This is a genomic window from Marinilactibacillus sp. XAAS-LB27 (assembly GCF_036039175.1).
GTDB lineage: Bacteria > Bacillota > Bacilli > Lactobacillales > Carnobacteriaceae_A > Marinilactibacillus.
Genome location: NZ_JAYXKP010000001.1, coordinates 600,921 through 618,106 on the forward strand (window position 1 = coordinate 600,921; position 17,186 = coordinate 618,106).

13 protein-coding genes are annotated in these 17,186 nt (G+C 36.7%); 1 reads left to right on the forward strand and 12 read right to left on the reverse strand.

Translation table 11 applies throughout. The features are described from left to right. Positions 1 to 8: 8 nt before the first annotated feature. The 9 genes from xerD to VXN63_RS02965 all read right to left on the reverse strand — a co-directional run bounded on the left by xerD (position 9) and on the right by VXN63_RS02965 (position 12,886). Complete coding sequence (gene xerD, locus VXN63_RS02925) at positions 9 to 917, reverse strand: site-specific tyrosine recombinase XerD (protein ID WP_327756457.1); 909 nt, start codon at positions 915 to 917, stop codon at positions 9 to 11. Positions 918 to 933: 16 nt separating this feature from the next. Further along, entirely contained in the window at positions 934 to 1,389 is a 456-nt protein-coding gene (locus VXN63_RS02930) for a Fur family transcriptional regulator (RefSeq protein ID WP_327756458.1), read from the reverse strand. A 102-nt stretch (positions 1,390 to 1,491) separates the two neighbouring features. Further along, the gene (locus VXN63_RS02935; protein WP_327756459.1) at positions 1,492 to 2,370 is read right to left on the reverse strand and encodes a CvfB family protein; all 879 of its coding nucleotides are present in this window, start codon (positions 2,368 to 2,370) and stop codon (positions 1,492 to 1,494) included. A 182-nt stretch (positions 2,371 to 2,552) separates the two neighbouring features. Continuing rightward, entirely contained in the window at positions 2,553 to 4,310 is a 1,758-nt protein-coding gene (pyk, locus tag VXN63_RS02940; protein WP_327756460.1) for a pyruvate kinase, read from the reverse strand. 131 nt (positions 4,311 to 4,441) lie between these two features. Then, a complete protein-coding gene (gene pfkA, locus VXN63_RS02945) occupies positions 4,442 to 5,404 on the reverse strand; it encodes a 6-phosphofructokinase (protein ID WP_327756461.1) in 963 nt (320 codons plus the stop codon). A gap of 240 nt (positions 5,405 to 5,644) precedes the next feature. Further along, positions 5,645 to 8,956, reverse strand: a complete 3,312-nt coding sequence (gene dnaE / locus VXN63_RS02950) for a DNA polymerase III subunit alpha (protein WP_327756462.1) — start codon at positions 8,954 to 8,956, stop codon at positions 5,645 to 5,647. Positions 8,957 to 9,035: 79 nt separating this feature from the next. Beyond that, complete coding sequence (gene clpB / locus VXN63_RS02955; protein WP_327756463.1) at positions 9,036 to 11,627, reverse strand: ATP-dependent chaperone ClpB; 2,592 nt, start codon at positions 11,625 to 11,627, stop codon at positions 9,036 to 9,038. A gap of 87 nt (positions 11,628 to 11,714) precedes the next feature. Further along, positions 11,715 to 12,056 (reverse strand): metal-sulfur cluster assembly factor, encoded by a 342-nt coding sequence (locus tag VXN63_RS02960; RefSeq protein ID WP_225744203.1) that lies wholly within the window; start codon positions 12,054 to 12,056, stop codon positions 11,715 to 11,717. A 65-nt stretch (positions 12,057 to 12,121) separates the two neighbouring features. After that, entirely contained in the window at positions 12,122 to 12,886 is a 765-nt protein-coding gene (locus tag VXN63_RS02965; RefSeq protein ID WP_327756464.1) for a dienelactone hydrolase family protein, read from the reverse strand. A gap of 135 nt (positions 12,887 to 13,021) precedes the next feature. Between VXN63_RS02965 and VXN63_RS02970 the strand changes: the two genes are divergently transcribed. Continuing rightward, entirely contained in the window at positions 13,022 to 13,834 is an 813-nt protein-coding gene (locus VXN63_RS02970) for a Cof-type HAD-IIB family hydrolase (protein ID WP_327756465.1), read from the forward strand. Between the two features lie 59 nt (positions 13,835 to 13,893). Here the strand turns inward: VXN63_RS02970 and VXN63_RS02975 are convergent, their stop codons facing one another. From VXN63_RS02975 to VXN63_RS02985, 3 genes are read right to left on the reverse strand one after another with little or no spacing between them, the layout of a single operon-like run. After that, positions 13,894 to 15,387 (reverse strand): phytoene desaturase family protein, encoded by a 1,494-nt coding sequence (locus VXN63_RS02975; RefSeq protein WP_327756466.1) that lies wholly within the window; start codon positions 15,385 to 15,387, stop codon positions 13,894 to 13,896. Positions 15,388 to 15,400: 13 nt separating this feature from the next. Further along, on the reverse strand, positions 15,401 to 16,078 hold the full coding sequence (locus VXN63_RS02980; protein ID WP_327756467.1) for an ABC transporter ATP-binding protein: 678 nt from the start codon (positions 16,076 to 16,078) through the stop codon (positions 15,401 to 15,403). Between the two features lie 9 nt (positions 16,079 to 16,087). Continuing rightward, positions 16,088 to 17,179, reverse strand: a complete 1,092-nt coding sequence (locus VXN63_RS02985) for an ABC transporter permease (RefSeq protein ID WP_327756468.1) — start codon at positions 17,177 to 17,179, stop codon at positions 16,088 to 16,090. Positions 17,180 to 17,186 lie beyond the last annotated feature (7 nt).

The following is a 17,186-nucleotide window of genomic DNA, read 5'->3' on the forward strand; positions in this document are numbered from 1 at the left end:
TTTGCTTCTTATGCTCTAGGGTGATAAGTGTCATAGACTTCTTTTAATCTATGCTTTGTAATATGCGTATAAATCTGAGTCGTTGAGATATCCGAATGACCCAGTAATTCTTGTACTACCCGGAGATCTGCGCCGTTTTCAAGTAGATGCGTTGCAAAAGAATGTCTCAAAGTATGCGGTGTTACATTCTGTGCGATTCCTGCTTGCAAAACCATTTTCTTGATTTTCTTCCAGACGCCCTGTCTACTTAGCTGAGAGCCTCTTGGATTCAAAAAAACGTATGGAGACTCTTGAGAAGATTTCAGCGCAAGCTTTGGTCGGCTGAATTCAAGATAGTATTCTACCCATTTAACGCCTTGTTCTCCAATTGGTAAAATACGTTCTTTATCTCCCTTACCAATTGTCTGAATTAAGTTCATCGATAGATGCAGCTCATCTAACCTCAAGTTTACTAACTCCGATATTCTTATACCTGTAGCGTACATAACTTCCAGAATCGCTCGATCACGAATACCGATTTTGTTAGATACATCTGGTACGGACAGTAAAATATCTATTTGTTTGGTTGAGATCACCTTGGGTAAGGTCTGAGCTTTCTTTGGTGTTTGAATATACAGCATCGGATCTTCGTTGGAGATGTTTTCTTGTTTCAGAAATTGATGGAATCTTCTTAAACTTGAAATCATCCTAATCAAGGAATTATCTGCTTTATGTCCTTCTTTTTGTGATTCAAGAAAATTCAGTATGAGGTAACGATCAATCTGATTCCAAGAACCGATCTTTTCTTTTTTTAGAAAAGTGATGTACTGGTTCAAATCCCGCTGATAACTTTCAATAGAATTTTTAGAGAGCCCTCTCTCGATTTTTAAAAAGGTGAGATAGTCTTCTAAGGCTTCTGTTCCTAGTTCAACTGACACTTTACATAACTCCTTATTAATCATTATCAGCTTGTTCCAGACACTCTTTACATAGACCATGAAAGGTCAGTCGATGATCCTTTATTTTAAACTGATAAGTCTTCTCGATCTTTCTTTCGATATCAATCAGCATATCTTGTTCGACTTCATCGATTTTTCCGCAGTTGAGACATAACAAATAATGATGCTGATGGTTATGTTCGCTATTGTTAATATCGTATCTTGCAATACCATCTTGAAAGGCTATTTTATTAATCAACTTCAGATCAGTCAACAATTCTAGCGTCCTATAAACGGTTGCTAATCCAATACCTGTATGCTCTGATCGAACAGCCAAATAGATTTCTTCTGCACTTAAATGCTCTTTTTCAATCAAGACTTTCAAAATAATCTCTCGCTGAGGGGTCAATTTGAATCCAGCTTTATAAAGCTTTTGCTTAATTGATTGTATAGTCGTATCCGTCTTTTCCATCTTTATCCCCTTAGATCAAAACCAATATATTTATCTACTAAACTTTGTTTAATTATAATCAGTATAATCTAGAAAGAAGAGACTTACAACTGTCTTCCATTCTTAATCTTCACTTTCTTCTTGAGGATCTTTGATCAGTTTTGTTCCAAACTCATCTTGTTCGATTAATCTCTGTTTAAACAGTCTTCCAAGTGCTCTTTTAAACTGACCTTTACTGATACCAAACTGATTTTTGATTGCTTGAGGATCACTTTTATCGTTGAATTTAATGTATTGGTCTCCAGCACGTCTTAGAACTTCAAGTATCATCGCCGCATCTTCATCTAATACCTCATAAGCTCTGGGCAACATAGAAACGTAGTAAACGCCATCTTCTCTTAGTCCAATGATACGGCCAGATACATGTTCGCCTAATCTCGGTTCTCGTTCACGCTCTGACGGGTGAATGAATCCAATGAAATGATCTTCTGTAATGAAATACGTTCCAGCTTTTTTAAGTCGGAAAGTATAACCATTGATATCTTTGTTGTGCTCTTCTTTCTCACCATTTTCGTAGATTGCATAAAAGTCTTCTTCATCAGCAAGTTGTCCCCACATACGATCCTGTTCATCAATTGAGACCGTTAGATAAAGTTTGTCTCCTTTTTTTGGCCACAAATGTCCTTCATAGGGAAGATCATCAAGTGAAATAACTAGATCTTTGTTGTGCCAATTAACGTTTACAAATACGCCTAAAGATCTTTTAATATCTATAACTTCTCCCCATCCAAAATTCCCTACTCTTACTTCAGGTATTTCAGTTGTAAATAACTGATTTCCGCCTTTATCTACATAACAAAAACCTTCAATTGTTTGACCTAGTTCTAATTCTTCAGGGTCCTTTGTTAAAACTTCATACGTAACACCATTATTTTGAACAAAGGTGGCTTTCTCATTTTTATCTGTAACGATGCCCATGACGACATTTCCAAAATTAGACATAATTCCACTCCTTTTTTTGTTTTCTATAAAATCAAAAGACGATGAGATCAGATCTTGGAGTAAGTCTTGTTTCTACTCCAGATCAGTTAGCCTCATCTGAAATTCAACTTATTCCAAGATCATTATAATCTCATCGTCTGATTATGATCATTATTGACTGAACATTCTTAATATAAAGCGTATTAGATGGCAGTAGTTGCGCCACGGTAGATAATTCCACGACGAGCATCAACTGTGATTAATTCGTTTTGTTCGATCAATCCAGTAGCATTCTCAGCTGAAACAACTACAGGAATACCCATTGCGATTCCAATAACTGCAGCGTGAGAAGTTAATCCACCTTGTTCAACAACGATTGCTGCTGATTTTTCGATAGCTGGAAGATAGTCTTTATCTGTGTTTTGAACAACTAAAATTCCGCCTTCAACAGCTTTTTCATTAGCTTCGTCTGCAGTTGAAGCAACGATTGCTTTACCAATAACTGATTCTGATCCAACACCTTGTCCACTTACAAGTTTAGAACCAATTAATTGAATTTTCATAACGTTAGTTGTTCCACGTTCTCCAACTGGCACCCCAGCAGTGATGATAATAAGATCGCCTTCTTTAGCGTATCCTTTTTCCATAGTTGTTTGAGTAGCCAAGTTAAACATATCGTCAGTTGACGTAGGTTTTTCAGAAAGTGTTGGAATAACACCCCATTGTAGAGATAATCCACGTGCAGTTTCTTCAGAGAAAGTAATTGCTAAGATGTCTGCTTTAGGACGGAATTTAGAAATCATACGAGCTGTATGTCCAGATTCAGTAGCTGCAACAATTGTATTGATTTTCAAGTTACGTGCAGTATGTCCAACAGCTTGTCCAATTGCTTCAGTCATATCACTTTGATCATATGCTTTAAGTGCATAAGCATCTTGTTCAAGTAACGCAGCTTCAGTACGAATAGCAATGTTGTACATTGTTTGTACTGATTCTACTGGATAATCTCCGGCAGCAGTTTCACCAGAAAGCATGATTGCATCTGAACCATCAAAAATCGCATTCGCAACATCTGAAGCTTCAGCACGTGTAGGACGTGGGTTAGCTTGCATTGAGTCAAGCATTTGAGTAGCAGTGATAACTGGTTTACCAGCAGCATTACAAATACGGATCATGTGTTTTTGCACGATTGGTACTTCTTCAGCTGGAATTTCAACACCTAAATCACCACGAGCAACCATTAAACCGTCAGAAATCTTAAGAATTTCTTCTAAGTTATCGACACCTTCTTGGTTTTCGATTTTAGGAATGATTTGTACATGCGTTTTATCATTTTTTTCTAGTAAATCAGTGATTTCTAGAACATCTGATGGACGACGTACAAACGAAGCTGCGATATAATCGATATTATTTTCTAATCCGAATAAGATATCACTTTTATCTTTTTCAGTTAAACCAGGAAGATTTACTGAAACCCCAGGTACGTTAACACCTTTTTTGTTTTTAAGAATACCAGTATTTAATGCAGTTGTTACGATTTCACCGTTTTCGTGGTCAATATCTGTAACTTGTAGATTGATTAGTCCATCATCTAACAAGATGTTAGAACCAGGATTTACATCGTTAATCAAGTCTTCATAAGTAACTGAGAACTTTTCTGTAGTACCTTCTACTTCAGTCATAGAAACGCGGATCGTACTTCCTTTAAGGACTTCGATTCTTCCGTCTACCATGTTTTGAGTTCTAATTTCTGGACCTTTAGTATCTAACATGATCGCAATCAGCTTGTTTGTTTTTTCAGCAGCTTCACGAATATTTTTAATACGAGCTAAATGTTCTTCGTGATCTCCGTGTGAAAAGTTTAGACGAGCAACGTTCATTCCAGCTTCCATTAACTTCGATAATGTTTCAACTGATTCACTTGCAGGTCCAATAGTACAAACAATTTTTGTCTTCTTCATAAAAAATAACGCCCACTTTCGTATATGTTTTATTTTTTTCTAATTTACGTTAACTAGTGCGTATCACATTTTCTGTTCGAATCTGCAAATTGTCTAGCGTACGTTGAATTCAAGTATGGAGTATTCTTTTCTTAGGTGGAGATTTCTTCGTTGAGCTTGTATAGTTCTAGGTTTGGTTTGTGCTTCATATTATCAAGAGTATCCACAATGTCATGTGCAACGATTTGCTCATTGATTAACCCAAGAGCTAATCCTCCGCGGTCTTCTTTTAAATATTCTACTGCACTAGCACCAAATCTACTTGCAAGAACACGATCTCGAGCAGTTGGTGAACCACCACGTTGAACGTGTCCTAAAACTGTTACGCGTACATGGAAGTTGTCAATAGCATCTAATTTTTCTGCGAATTCTTTTCCATCCATTACGCCTTCAGCTAAAACGATGATTGTATGTTTCTTGCCTTTTTCTCTACCTTCACGAATGTTATCCGCTACGGCAGTAAGATCAAATCCCATTTCAGGAATAATGATTTGTTCAGCACCACTAGCAATACCAGCCCATAAGGCAATATCTCCAGCATCTCTTCCCATTACTTCAATAACGAAAGTTCTAACGTGAGAAGTTGCTGTGTCTCTGATTCTATCCAAAGCATCTAGTACTGTATTGATTGTTGTATCAAAACCAATCGTAAAGTCTGTACCAGGTATATCGTTATCGATTGTACCAGGCAAACCAATACAAGGATATCCATGTTTTGTTAATGCATAAGCACCACGGTATGATCCATCTCCACCGATAACAACTAACCCTTCGATACCAAAGCGATTCAATTGTTCAATTCCTTTAAGTTGTCCTTCTTCAGTAGCGAATTGTGGATATCTAGCAGAGTACAAGAACGTTCCGCCACGTTGGATAATATCTCCTACGTCTCGACGAGTCAACTTACGTATATCTCCCGCTACAAGACCAGCGTAACCATAATTGATTCCGTAAACCTCCATACCTTCATATAGAGCTTTTCTTACTACTGCACGAACAGCAGCGTTCATGCCTGGAGAATCTCCTCCACTTGTTAAAACTCCAATACGCTTCATATCAACCTTTCACCTCTAATACATATTTTAATCATCTAAAACAATTAATTAAATTACCTATGATGAATTGATCCGTTAGTATGATTTATGATAACGCTATAATGAGAAAACTTAATCAAAGAAAAACGACTTTTGAAAAACGTTCTCATTCATTCATCTAGTTTCCATACAAGTAACATTCTATCACTTTTTGCGATTGATGTCTCATAAAAATGGTAACTAACTAAGTTTTTTATGAAATTAACGAAGAATGACATTCTCTGATCCTAATATTTCACTCAGCATCTTAATCAGTTCCTCAGATCCATTCGTAGAATAGGAACTTTTTAATAGGTGTTTCTTCCCAGTGTTTGAGTCGTATACAAGTACTGGAGTTGTCCCGATATATTCTCTCAATATAGACTGAACTTGTTGAAAAAGTGATTGATTTTGTTCAAGAGAATCAATTTTCAAAAAGAGTGTCTTCTGAGGTTGTTCCAATGTTAACGTATCAGCCAATTCGACTCTTCTAACTAGAATTTTATAGCGGTCACTGTCTCCCTCTACTTTGCCTTCTACCAAAATAGCGACATCTTTTTTCAAAGACTTGATATATTTCCTATGTTGTTCAGGAAATAAAGTCAGCGAGCACGATGCTGTTTGATCAGCTATTTCAACGAATGACATCGGTTCTCCTCGTTTAGTCTGAATCGTTTTAACCGCTTTAATTGTACCAATAAACTTCATATTTTTATTCATTTTAGCATCCGCAATATAATCAATATTTTGAGACTCTCTGATTTTATTGTATTTCTCACTTGGATGCTCCGAGAAATAAAACCCGGTCACTTCAAATTCTTGTTCCAACTTCGTTTCAGAATCAATGTCTTCTGTTACTTCAATTCTTGGAGCTAAAGAAGCAAACAATTCAAGATTCCCGTCACTCATACGGACACTTTCAATTACGCCTTCTAACGCTCGGATCATTGTTCCACGATTGTAGCTTAATCCATCAAATGCCCCAGAGTAAACAAGTGGTTTGATATAATTTTCTTTTCGCCATTTCTGGTCTAGACGGCTCGTGAAATCTGTCAGATCCTTGTAGGCTCCCTGGTCTTTTCTGTTTTTATAGATAGAATAAATTAAATCCCTTCGAAGACCTTTAATAATATCCAAACCAAATTGAATCGTATTTTCGTGCAAAGAAAAAGAATATTGACTCCTGTTGATGTCCGGACCATTTAATTCCACTTTGCGTTTACGAGCTTCCAAGACATATTCTTGAAGTTTCGTTTTGTTATTGGAAGAAGCTTTCATCAGTGCCGCAAAAAAAGCAGCCGGATAATGTGTTTTAAAATAGGCTAATTGATAAGCTACCATTGAATAGGCAACCGCGTGCGATCGGTTGAATCCGTAATTAGCAAATTGTTCAATGTAATGATAAACTTGCGCCGCTGTTTCTTCAGTATATCCTTTATTGAGCGCTCCTTGAATAAACTGCCTACGACCAGAATCGATTTGAGTCTTTATTTTCTTTGAAATAGCTCTTCTTAGCATGTCCGCTTCTGCGAGTGAATACCCTGCTAATTTAGAAGCGACTTTCATAACTTGTTCTTGGTAAACCATGATGCCATATGTGACATCCAAAATACTTTCTAAATCATTATGAGGATAGGTGATGGGTTCTAATCCTTTTTTTCTGGATATAAAGGTATCTATCTGTTCCATAGGACCCGGTCTGTACAAAGCATTTACAGCTACAACGTCCTCAATATCCGTTGGTCCAAGTTTTCGCAAGACCCTTTTAATTCCTGGAGATTCAAATTGGAAGATACCATTTGTATCTCCTTTTTCGAAAAGCTTGAGTGTTTCCGGATCATTTAGTGGAATATCTGAAAGTTTACTGATGTCTTTAGATTGCTGTCTTGCAAACTGCAAACAATCTGACAAAATGGTAAGATTTTTTAGCCCTAAAAAATCCATTTTCAGTAAACCTACTTTTTCAACATCTGCCATAGCAAATTGAGTCAGAGAAAGTTCGCTATTCCCGTTTTGCAGCGGTACAGAATCAGTAAGGGGCGTATCTGAAATGACGACTCCCGCCGCATGCGTAGATACATGCCGCGGCAAACCTTCTAACTTTGTTGCCGTATCATAAATCAGTCGGTTCTGTTCTGACTCGTTTACAAGGTTTTTCAACTTTGAAGATTCTTTCATTGCTTTTGTGAGTGTCATGCCTAAGCTACCCGGTATAGCATCTGACCATTTTTTTAATTCCTGGGTATTCAAACCAAATACTCTCCCAGAGTCACGCAAGGCCATTTTGGCAGCAAAAGTCCCGAATGTTGCAATTTGAGCGACATGTTGATTCCCGTATTTTTGATTAACATATAGAAGAATCTGCTCTCTTTTATTGTCTGGAAAATCCAAATCGATATCTGGCATGGAGTATCTTTCTTCATTCAAGAACCGCTCAAATAGTAAACCATAAGCTATCGGATCGACGTCTGTGATATTCAAAACATAAGAAACTAGTGAACCAACAGCAGAACCTCTTCCTGAACCTGTTACGATATCTTGGCTGTGAGCATATTTCATCAAATCCCAGACAATCAAAAAGTAATCTGAAAAGTCCATTTTCGAGATGATACCCAATTCTTTTTCAAGTCTCTCTGTGTATACTGGCGTTACGGTTTTAATTTTCTTGTTTAGTGCTTTTTCGCATAGTTCATAAAGGTACGGATCTGTCTCTTTGTTTTCTGGAATTGGAAATTTTGGTAGTACTGGTTGATTTAAGGTTAACTTTAAATCAATACTATTTGCTATTTCGTCTGCTCTATCAAGGAGGTGTTCTAATCCAACTTGCTGGTACCTTTCGGTAAGTTCATCTGCTGAAACCAAATATTGATTATTGTCCAACTTTTTATCAAGATCAACTGTTTCATTGGCCCCAATCGTTCTAAGGACATCTGTAGCAAATGCATCTTCTTTTTCAACGTAGTTGACTTCGTCAGCTGCTACGAGTGGCACCTGATACTTTTCTGATAAGCCTTCAAGCTGACTTCTAATTGGATCTAATGATTCGTGTAGAGAGTAGCCGAGAAAGAACCGGTTAAAGTACTTTTTGTACATCTGTAATACTTCTTGAGCTGCATCTACTTCCTCTTCTAACAGTAATGCTTCGATCTCCCCTGTTATCCCTGGCGATATGGCAATAATATTTTTAGTTGACATGACCAGATCTTCGAGCGCTACTGAAGTCTCTTCTGTCATGACTTTAGTAGATAACTGAATCAATCGTTTGTACCCTTCTTCATTTTCAGCAAGCAAAAGAATAGGATACGTATTCTCGGATGATTGCACCGATTCGATATCCAATTTCAAGCCTAATATTGGTTTTAACCCAGCTTTTGTAGCTTTTTCATAAAACTCCACTGCTCCATAAAGCACATTGTGGTCGGTAAGCGCAATAGATGTATATCCTCGCTCTTTAGCTTTTAAGACCAGCTTATCTATCGTGGTCGTACTCTTTAGTAAAGAGTACGTACTTGTTACATGCAATTTTGTAGGCACTCTTTTTACTCCTTACCTATCCGTAATCAGTATCATCTTAACGATTTTCTAACCATTTCGAAAGTATTCATTTAAATAATCACTTTGTTTTGAAGACAAGCTGATGATCTTTTTCATCTACAGTAATGACTGCATCTGTTTTAATCTCATCAGCAATAATCATTTTCGCTATAGGGGTTTCAATTTCATTGGTCAAGTAACGCTTAATCGGTCGTGCACCAAATGCAGGATCGTAGGATTCCTCAGCTATCCATTCTTTTGCTTTATCCGTTAATTCTAGATGGTAACCTCTAGTAGAAAGTCTCTCTTCCAAATTTAAGACTAATTTTTCTACGATTTTTACCATATCTCGTTTCGTAATTGGTGAGAATAACACAATATCATCCAGTCGATTTAAAAACTCGGGTCTAAATGACTCAAATAACCTTTTTCTGACTGTAGACTCAGTAGCTTCGTCAATGATGCCTTCTTCAGACGTTTCTTCAAGCAAAAGATCGGAACCAATGTTGCTTGTTAAGATTAAAACTGTATTCTTGAAATCAATCAACTGTCCTTTAGAATCCGTTAGTCTGCCTTCATCAAGAACTTGAAGTAAAATGTTAAAAACATCTGGATGTGCCTTTTCAATTTCATCTAGCAACACTATAGTGTAAGGATGATTTCTGACTGCTTCTGTCAGTTGTCCACCTTCATCGTACCCTATATATCCTGGCGGTGAACCTATTAATCTAGAGACGCTGTGTTTCTCCATGTATTCACTCATGTCTAATCTAATCATCTGATCTTTGGAATCAAATAAATTCATCGCTAAGGTTCTAGCCAATTCTGTTTTACCAACACCAGTGGGTCCTAGAAAAAGAAAAGAGCCTAGTGGTCGATTTGGATCTTGTATTCCTGCTCTTGCTCTCAAAATCGCATCTGTTACAACATCTACTGCTTTGTCCTGGCCGATTACTTGAGTTTTCATTGCAGTGTTCAGATTTAGAAGTTTATCTCTTTCGGTTTGTACCAGTTTATTTACAGGAATGCCCGTTATTCTGGCTACAACCTCAGCCATCTCGTCTTCTGTAACTGTTTCTTGTACCAGTCTATTTTCTGAAGCCTCATTTGATTGCTGAATTTCTTCTAGTTCCAGCAATTCTTTTTCAAGTGAAGGAATTACACCGTGTCTTAATCTAGCTGCTTCTTCTAGGTTATATTCAGATTCAGCATCTTCAAGTCTTCGTTTTTCTTGATCGATTTCTGATTTCTTGTCTTGTATATCTTGCATTGAAATTTTTTCTTTGTTCCATTTCAATGTAAGATTTTCCACTTCTTCTCTTAAAGAAGCTAATTCTTTTTGGATGATTTCTAGTCTTGACTGACTCTTATCATCTGTTTCTTCTTTCAATGCTTGCTCTTCTATTTCAAGTTGCATTTTTCTTCTAGTCAATTGATCCAGTTCTGTTGGCATAGAATTCATCTCAACTCGGATACTCGCACAAGCTTCATCGACTAGGTCAATGGCTTTGTCTGGAAGGAAACGCTCCGTCATATAACGACTTGATAACTGAACCGCCGCGACTAGGGCATTATCTTGAATGTTCACCCCGTGGTGGATTTCAAACCGTTCTTTTAATCCCCTAAGAATACTGATTGCTTCTTCACTGGAAGGTTCATTAACGAAGACTTTTTGGAATCTTCTTTCTAGCGCTTTGTCTTTTTCCATATAGGTTTTATACTCATTGATCGTTGTTGCTCCAATACAGTGCAATTCCCCTCTAGCTAGCATCGGCTTCAGTAAATTCCCCGCATCCATGCTACCTTCAGTTTTACCAGCCCCAACAATTGTATGAATTTCATCGATAAATAAGATAATGGTACCATCACTTTTTTTCACTTCTTTTAAAACAGCTTTCAGTCTTTCTTCAAATTCTCCACGATATTTAGCTCCAGCTATCAAAGCGCCCATATCCAGTGAGAAAATCTTTTTGTTCTTAATATTTTCTGGAACGTCATTTCTCACGATTCTTTGAGCTAGACCTTCAATAATGGCTGTTTTACCAACACCTGGTTCTCCTATTAGTATAGGATTATTCTTGGTCTTTCTGGATAAAATTCTGATGACATCTCTAATCTCATCATCTCTACCGATAATAGGATCTTGATTGCCTTCTTTGACTTGTTTAATCATATCTACTGAATACGTTTCTAATGCTTGATAAGAAGATTCCTGAGATGCACTCTGCACAGTTTCTCCACCTCTCCATTCTAAAACTTTCTCTTTTAACACTTTTTCTGTTAGTCCAGCTTCCTCCAGATAAAAACGTAGAGGATGATTTTGAGACATCAGTGAAAGCATCACAACATCAACTGCAATAAAGTGATCTCCGAATTCTTCTGCTATTTTTTCTGCTTTTTGAAGAAGCTTAAATAATTCAGAAGATAGTTGAGTACCATATTCAACCGAAGCTCCCTCTACGACTGGGATTTTATCTAGTTGACTTTCTAGTTGCTCAATTAAAGCACTCATATTCATTTCACATTGTTCGTATAACTTGTATGCTAAATGATCTGGCTGCAGAAAAATTCTAAAGAGATGTGCCGTTTCAATAAACTGGTGACGTCTCACTTTAGCGATGTTTTGAGCTTCTGAAATAGATTCCTGCATGACCGTTGTATATTCAGCCATATTCTCTCCTTCTTTTTCCTAATAATTTGGTTTTTCTCTAATAAAAAAGAACTGAGCTTTAAATTGAACTCAATTCTTTTGATCCTATTATCGTATACCTAATGCAATTCGAGCGTAACGGCTCATTCGAGTTGTATCCCACGCAGGATACCAGACTAATTTAACGTCTGTTTCTGTAATTTCAGGTACAGAATCCATTGCGTTCAAAATGTCTTCTGTAATCACATCTGCTAATGGACATCCCATAGTCGTCAATGTAATCTTGACTTCACAATATCCACCATTAAAAACATTGACTTCGTAAATTAATCCTAGATTCACGATATCAATCCCTAACTCCGGATCAATAACTTGTTCCATCGCTTCCATGATTTGATTTTTTATATCGCTCAGTTTTTCTTCTGACCATACAGATTTTTCTTCTGACATTAGCCTACCTCCTCAGTCACGTGTCTTTGTTTCATCATACCATATGGTATTCAGTTGTCTAGTCATTATAAACCGAAACTCTTACTAAAAAACTCTGCCATTTCTACAGCAATTTCGTATGGTACTTTATGACCATGACCCGAACCAATTGAGAACGAAATGTTCTCTGCATAGGACTCATTTTTAATCATTTCAATAAATGCTTCTGTTTGCTCAAATGGAACAAGCTCATCTTTCGTACCATGCCAAAAGTACACAGGTTTACCTGCTAATTTTTGAGGCTGTTCTTTTAGCGAAATTGTATCCAGTTGTCTTTTCATCTCATCGTTAATAAGTCCGTCGACACTTTCATACCCATCGTACCATTTTGATGTTAATAACCATTTTGAAAATTCAATTGGCGAAGGATTCCCCATTAAAATTGCCGCTGAATGGATCCAGTCAAATTGCGTTAACATCGCACTAGTGGTAATCCCACCCATTGACAATCCACTGATGCCAAACCTTTCTGGATCAGACAATCCCTTTGAAAGATAGTCTTTTCGGATATCTGATACTTCTTTTAAATTCTGTGAAACGACTTTCCAAAACACTGTATGATCTTGTGGTTTACCCGCTACCTGTACTCTTTCCCCATGCATATAAGCTTCAGGCAAAATGGCTCTAATCCCTTTTTTAGCTAATTCGTACCCCTGCACAAGAACGGATTCTTTATGACTTGTCCATCCATGATAAAAAATAACCGTCGGAATTTCTTCATTTATTAGGTCTTCTTTTACCACCTCAAGTATGGGTATATCGTTGATTGTTTTTTGAATGATCTGAAACATGTGCACACTCCTATTACATATACTTTTTATTTTCAGTTTGTTATACTTAGATAGATATCTTCGATTATTTTATCACATATCAAATTTATTTAATATCAGACTAACTGATATTTATTGTTTAAAAGGAGTATTGGGATGAACCGAAAATTGATTGCACTCGATCTGGATGGAACAACTTTAAATGATGTTCAACAGATCACAACAGAAACGCACAATGTTTTAAATAAGCTAAGAGACCAAGGACATATCGTATCCATTGCGACCGGTAGACCTTTCAGAAATAGTCACTATTATTACAAACAATTAGAAATGACTACCCCCATCGTAAACTTTAATGGCGCATGGTGTCATAACCCTTCAGATAAAGATTGGGACTATGGTTATCATAAATCCCTTAGCAGAGACTTAGCTATTTCAATGCTATCTTTGAAAGACGATCCAGAAGTTCAACTGATTGCTGCTGAATCTAGAGATGGTATTTATATCCATGGTGATTATGTTCCTTATCCAGACTTTTTCCCAGATGGTGTGGAAGTTAGTAAACAATTATCTTCCAAAACGCTTCTAATCGATCCAACTTCAGTAGGCGTCTTCACAAATACACAGCAGAATCAGCCTAAATTAGAAGAGCGAATTATCAAACATTACGGAGAGGCTGTTGAAGTCAGAACATGGGGTGGATTTGCTCCTTGTCTTGAAATCGTTGCAGCTGGTGTCCAAAAAGCTATGGGTGTAGAACGTATTGCTTCTTATTACAATATTGACCGCAAAGATATTCTAGCCTTTGGTGATGAAGAAAATGATTATGAAATGATTCAATATGCTGGACATGGTGTAGTCATGAAAAATGGTAACGACAAACTTAAAGTTGTTGCAGATGATCTTACTGGGAAATCTAATCACGATAACGGATTAGCAGATTACCTAGCAAACTATTTCAACTTGTAAAAAATAACACTTTGAGCGAAAGCACTGTAAACTGCTTTTTACTCAAAGTGTTTTTATTTTTATTTCTTATCATCTAGTAATAGTTCATCTACTGCAATTTTAGCAGAAGTCAATACGATCGGAACACCTGCTCCAGGATGCGTACTACTACCTGTGAAGTAAAGATTCTCACAGTTTTTTGCTTTTGCTTGCGGTCTAAAGTGATTACTTTGAGTTAACGTAGGTTGAAGTCCAAAGCACGCACCATTATATGCATTGAATTTATCTCTCCAGTCAACGGGTGTCATGTAAGACTCAGAAATTACTTCATCTTCTACATTTTCAAATCCTTCAATGGTTTTCAGCTTCATGAAAACTCTATCTCTGTAATATTGAATCGTATCTTCATTCCATTCGTACTTAGAAGTAGATAAATCTGATACAGGTACCAGAATATAAAGTCCATCTTTTCCTTCAGGAGCAAGGGATTGATCCATTTTAGAGCCCATGTATACATAAAAAGAAGGGTCGCTTAGAACGTCTCCTGAAAATATATCTTCTAAGTTCTCATCAAGATCTTTAGAGAAGACAAAGTTATGGATGTTTTCAATTTGCTCATATTTTTTGTCCATACCAAGATACATAATAAAGCAAGAACAAGAATATTTCATTTTATCAATTTTCTTGTCTGTATACTTGCCTTTAGACTTTTGATCTTTCACTAAATTCTTCATAGCGTATGGAAAATCTGCATTACACATTACAAAGTCGGAATGAATAATTTCGTCATTAATTTTAATTCCTTTTGCTTCTTGTTTTTCAATAACGATTTCTTCGACGGAAGTATCGTATTGAACTTTTCCACCTAGTTCTAAAAATAGCTTTTCCATACCGGTGGCCATCGTATGCATTCCGCCTTTAATAAACCATATACCATATAGATACTCGATCATTGGAATGATGGTGTATAATGAAGGGCCGTTATTCGGCGAAACTCCAATATATAAAGTTTGAAAACTTAAGATCTGCTGTAGTCTTTTATCTTTGATGTATTTACCAATCGAATGGTTGGCACTGTCAAATGTCTTCAGTTTAAGTGCTTGGTGTATTACTTTTGGATTGTAAAAGTCACTCGCATTTCTAAAAGGTCTCTGAATGAAATGATCTTTGGCTACGATGTAACGTTCATAGATATCCTTAAGATAACCCAAAAATCCAGCCATATCCTGATCACTAATGTTTTCCATTTCTTGGGTAATCTTTGTTAAATCTGAAGAAACATTAATTTTTTCGTCTCCAAAAAATGCCGTGTACATCGGATCTAACCTTTGCATCGGAATATAGTCGTCTGGGTTACGTCCGGCTAATTCAAAAACTTCTTTATAGATATCCGGCATCATAACGAGACTTGGTCCCATGTCAAAAGTAAAACCATCTTTTTGCAACTGATTCATCTTTCCACCAGGAATCGATTCTTTTTCGTATAAGGTTACATCATACCCTGCATGTTGCAATCGAATTGCACTTGCCAAACCAGCTGCACCTGCACCAATTACACTAACTGTCTTCTTCATTTTTTCCTCTTTTCTATTTGTCTGTTTGTCTTTCAAGTACGCCATCTTTCATAACGTATACAGAATCACAATACTCTGTCAATCGCTCATCATGCGTTACCATAATCGTGGCTTTTTTCTTGTTTTTAGTTTCTCTTGCGAGTATTTCTACCACTTCAAAAGCTCTAGAAGTGTCCAAACTAGCTGTAGGTTCATCTGCTAATATCACTGTAGGATCATGATAAAGCGCTCTAGCAATAGCTGCTCTTTGTCGTTCTCCACCAGACAGGTCCCCAGGGTATTTATCTGCTAAATCTATTATATCTAACTCTTCTAATAATGTGTGAATTCTATCCGAATTTATAGTTGATTTTTCTACTTTATTTACAAGCATTAACTGCTCCTTAACTGTCAAGAAAGGTACAAGATTAGATGCTTGTAGAATAAACCCAATTTCTTTAAATCGTCTTTTTGCTCTTTCTTTCTCTTTTAACTCACTGAACTTCTCATTAGCAATCATAACCTTGCCTTCTGAAGGCTGCTGTAGTCCTCCAATAATCGTTAAAAAGGTACTTTTACCAGATCCACTAGGACCAATGATTGCAACAAACTCGCCTGGTTCCACTGAAAAGTTTGTTTCTTTCAATGCTTCTATTGTTTTACTACCATCTCTAAAACTTTTGCTGACTTGATTTAACTCAATTGCTTTCATGGTTTCCCCCTACTCTATCGCTTCTAAAGGATCGATTTTCACTACTGTTCTTACTGAAAAAACAGCTCCCATTAGTGCAAACACAATGAGTGATGCCATTGTTGCAACTAAAAACAAGTAATTATTTTGATAAGGTACTGCTGAAGGTAAAAAGAACCCTGTAAGGATCGTTAATCCAAATCCGATTAATACACCTATTAAAGCTAATAGGAAGGTTTGAGCAATAACTGATTTTGCAATATATCCAGAAGAAATTCCCTGAGCCTTCATAACACCTAACATTGAAGCTTTTTGTAGTGTTAATACATAGATAAAAATACCAATAACAAGCGCAGCAATTAACACTAGAAATCCAATCATCAAACCGAATGTCAGAACCTGTGCATTGTAACCTGGTAGTTTATTAATAAATTCGCTAGTTGAGTAAACTTCCAGATCGTCGCTATCGATTGAAACTGTATCTATATCTCCGTCATTTCTTACGACAATACCATTTATAGGATATTCTTGATTTTCCTCAATAATATCCACGTCATATTTGATCTTTTGAAAAGTTTCTACAGTTGTGTACAAGACAGGCGTTACACTAAACTTTGCCCCGTCCGTGAAACCAGCGATCTTCACTTCACGGTTTTGACCAGATAATTTGAGCATATCCCCTACTTGCAATCCCTCTTCTTCAGACAAAGAAATATCCGCTACTACTGTATCCTCTTCAAATGTATCTCCTTCAACAATTTCTGGATTGAGAAACTCATTCGATTCAACTCCGAATATGGTTACATTGATATTATCTTCTGTATCTTCTGAGCCATCTATTCTCACAATATTGGAACTAACACCTAGAACGGCCTTTTCATCTGACGTTACATAATCTTGCTCTTCGGCTTCAAACATTGAACTATTCAAGTTTAAATTAGATTCATTCGTTAAAACAATACCATCCGCATCCCATTTATCAACTGCAGTACGATTCTCTTGAGCTAAGCCATAAGCTAAGCCAGTCAAAAAAGAAACAAGATACGATACCAATACTACAATACCAATTATCAGCGCAAACCTTGTTTTAGAGTGTTTAATTTCTTTCCAAGCTAAAAACATAGTATCT

Excerpts from the sequence above, each read along its gene's own strand:
- VXN63_RS02975 (WP_327756466.1), bottom strand. The coding sequence starts at position 15,387 with ATGAAGAAGACAGTTAGTGTAATTGGTGCAGGTGCAGCTGGTTTGGCA.
- VXN63_RS02930 (WP_327756458.1), bottom strand. The coding sequence starts at position 1,389 with ATGGAAAAGACGGATACGACTATACAATCAATTAAGCAAAAGCTTTAT.
- pfkA (WP_327756461.1), bottom strand. The coding sequence starts at position 5,404 with ATGAAGCGTATTGGAGTTTTAACAAGTGGAGGAGATTCTCCAGGCATG.
- pyk (WP_327756460.1), bottom strand. The coding sequence starts at position 4,310 with ATGAAGAAGACAAAAATTGTTTGTACTATTGGACCTGCAAGTGAATCA.
- VXN63_RS02960 (WP_225744203.1), bottom strand. The coding sequence starts at position 12,056 with ATGTCAGAAGAAAAATCTGTATGGTCAGAAGAAAAACTGAGCGATATA.
- clpB (WP_327756463.1), bottom strand. The coding sequence starts at position 11,627 with ATGGCTGAATATACAACGGTCATGCAGGAATCTATTTCAGAAGCTCAA.
- VXN63_RS02970 (WP_327756465.1), top strand. The coding sequence starts at position 13,022 with ATGAACCGAAAATTGATTGCACTCGATCTGGATGGAACAACTTTAAAT.
- VXN63_RS02980 (WP_327756467.1), bottom strand. The coding sequence starts at position 16,078 with ATGAAAGCAATTGAGTTAAATCAAGTCAGCAAAAGTTTTAGAGATGGT.
- VXN63_RS02985 (WP_327756468.1), bottom strand. The coding sequence starts at position 17,179 with ATGTTTTTAGCTTGGAAAGAAATTAAACACTCTAAAACAAGGTTTGCG.
- VXN63_RS02965 (WP_327756464.1), bottom strand. The coding sequence starts at position 12,886 with ATGTTTCAGATCATTCAAAAAACAATCAACGATATACCCATACTTGAG.
- VXN63_RS02935 (WP_327756459.1), bottom strand. The coding sequence starts at position 2,370 with ATGTCTAATTTTGGAAATGTCGTCATGGGCATCGTTACAGATAAAAAT.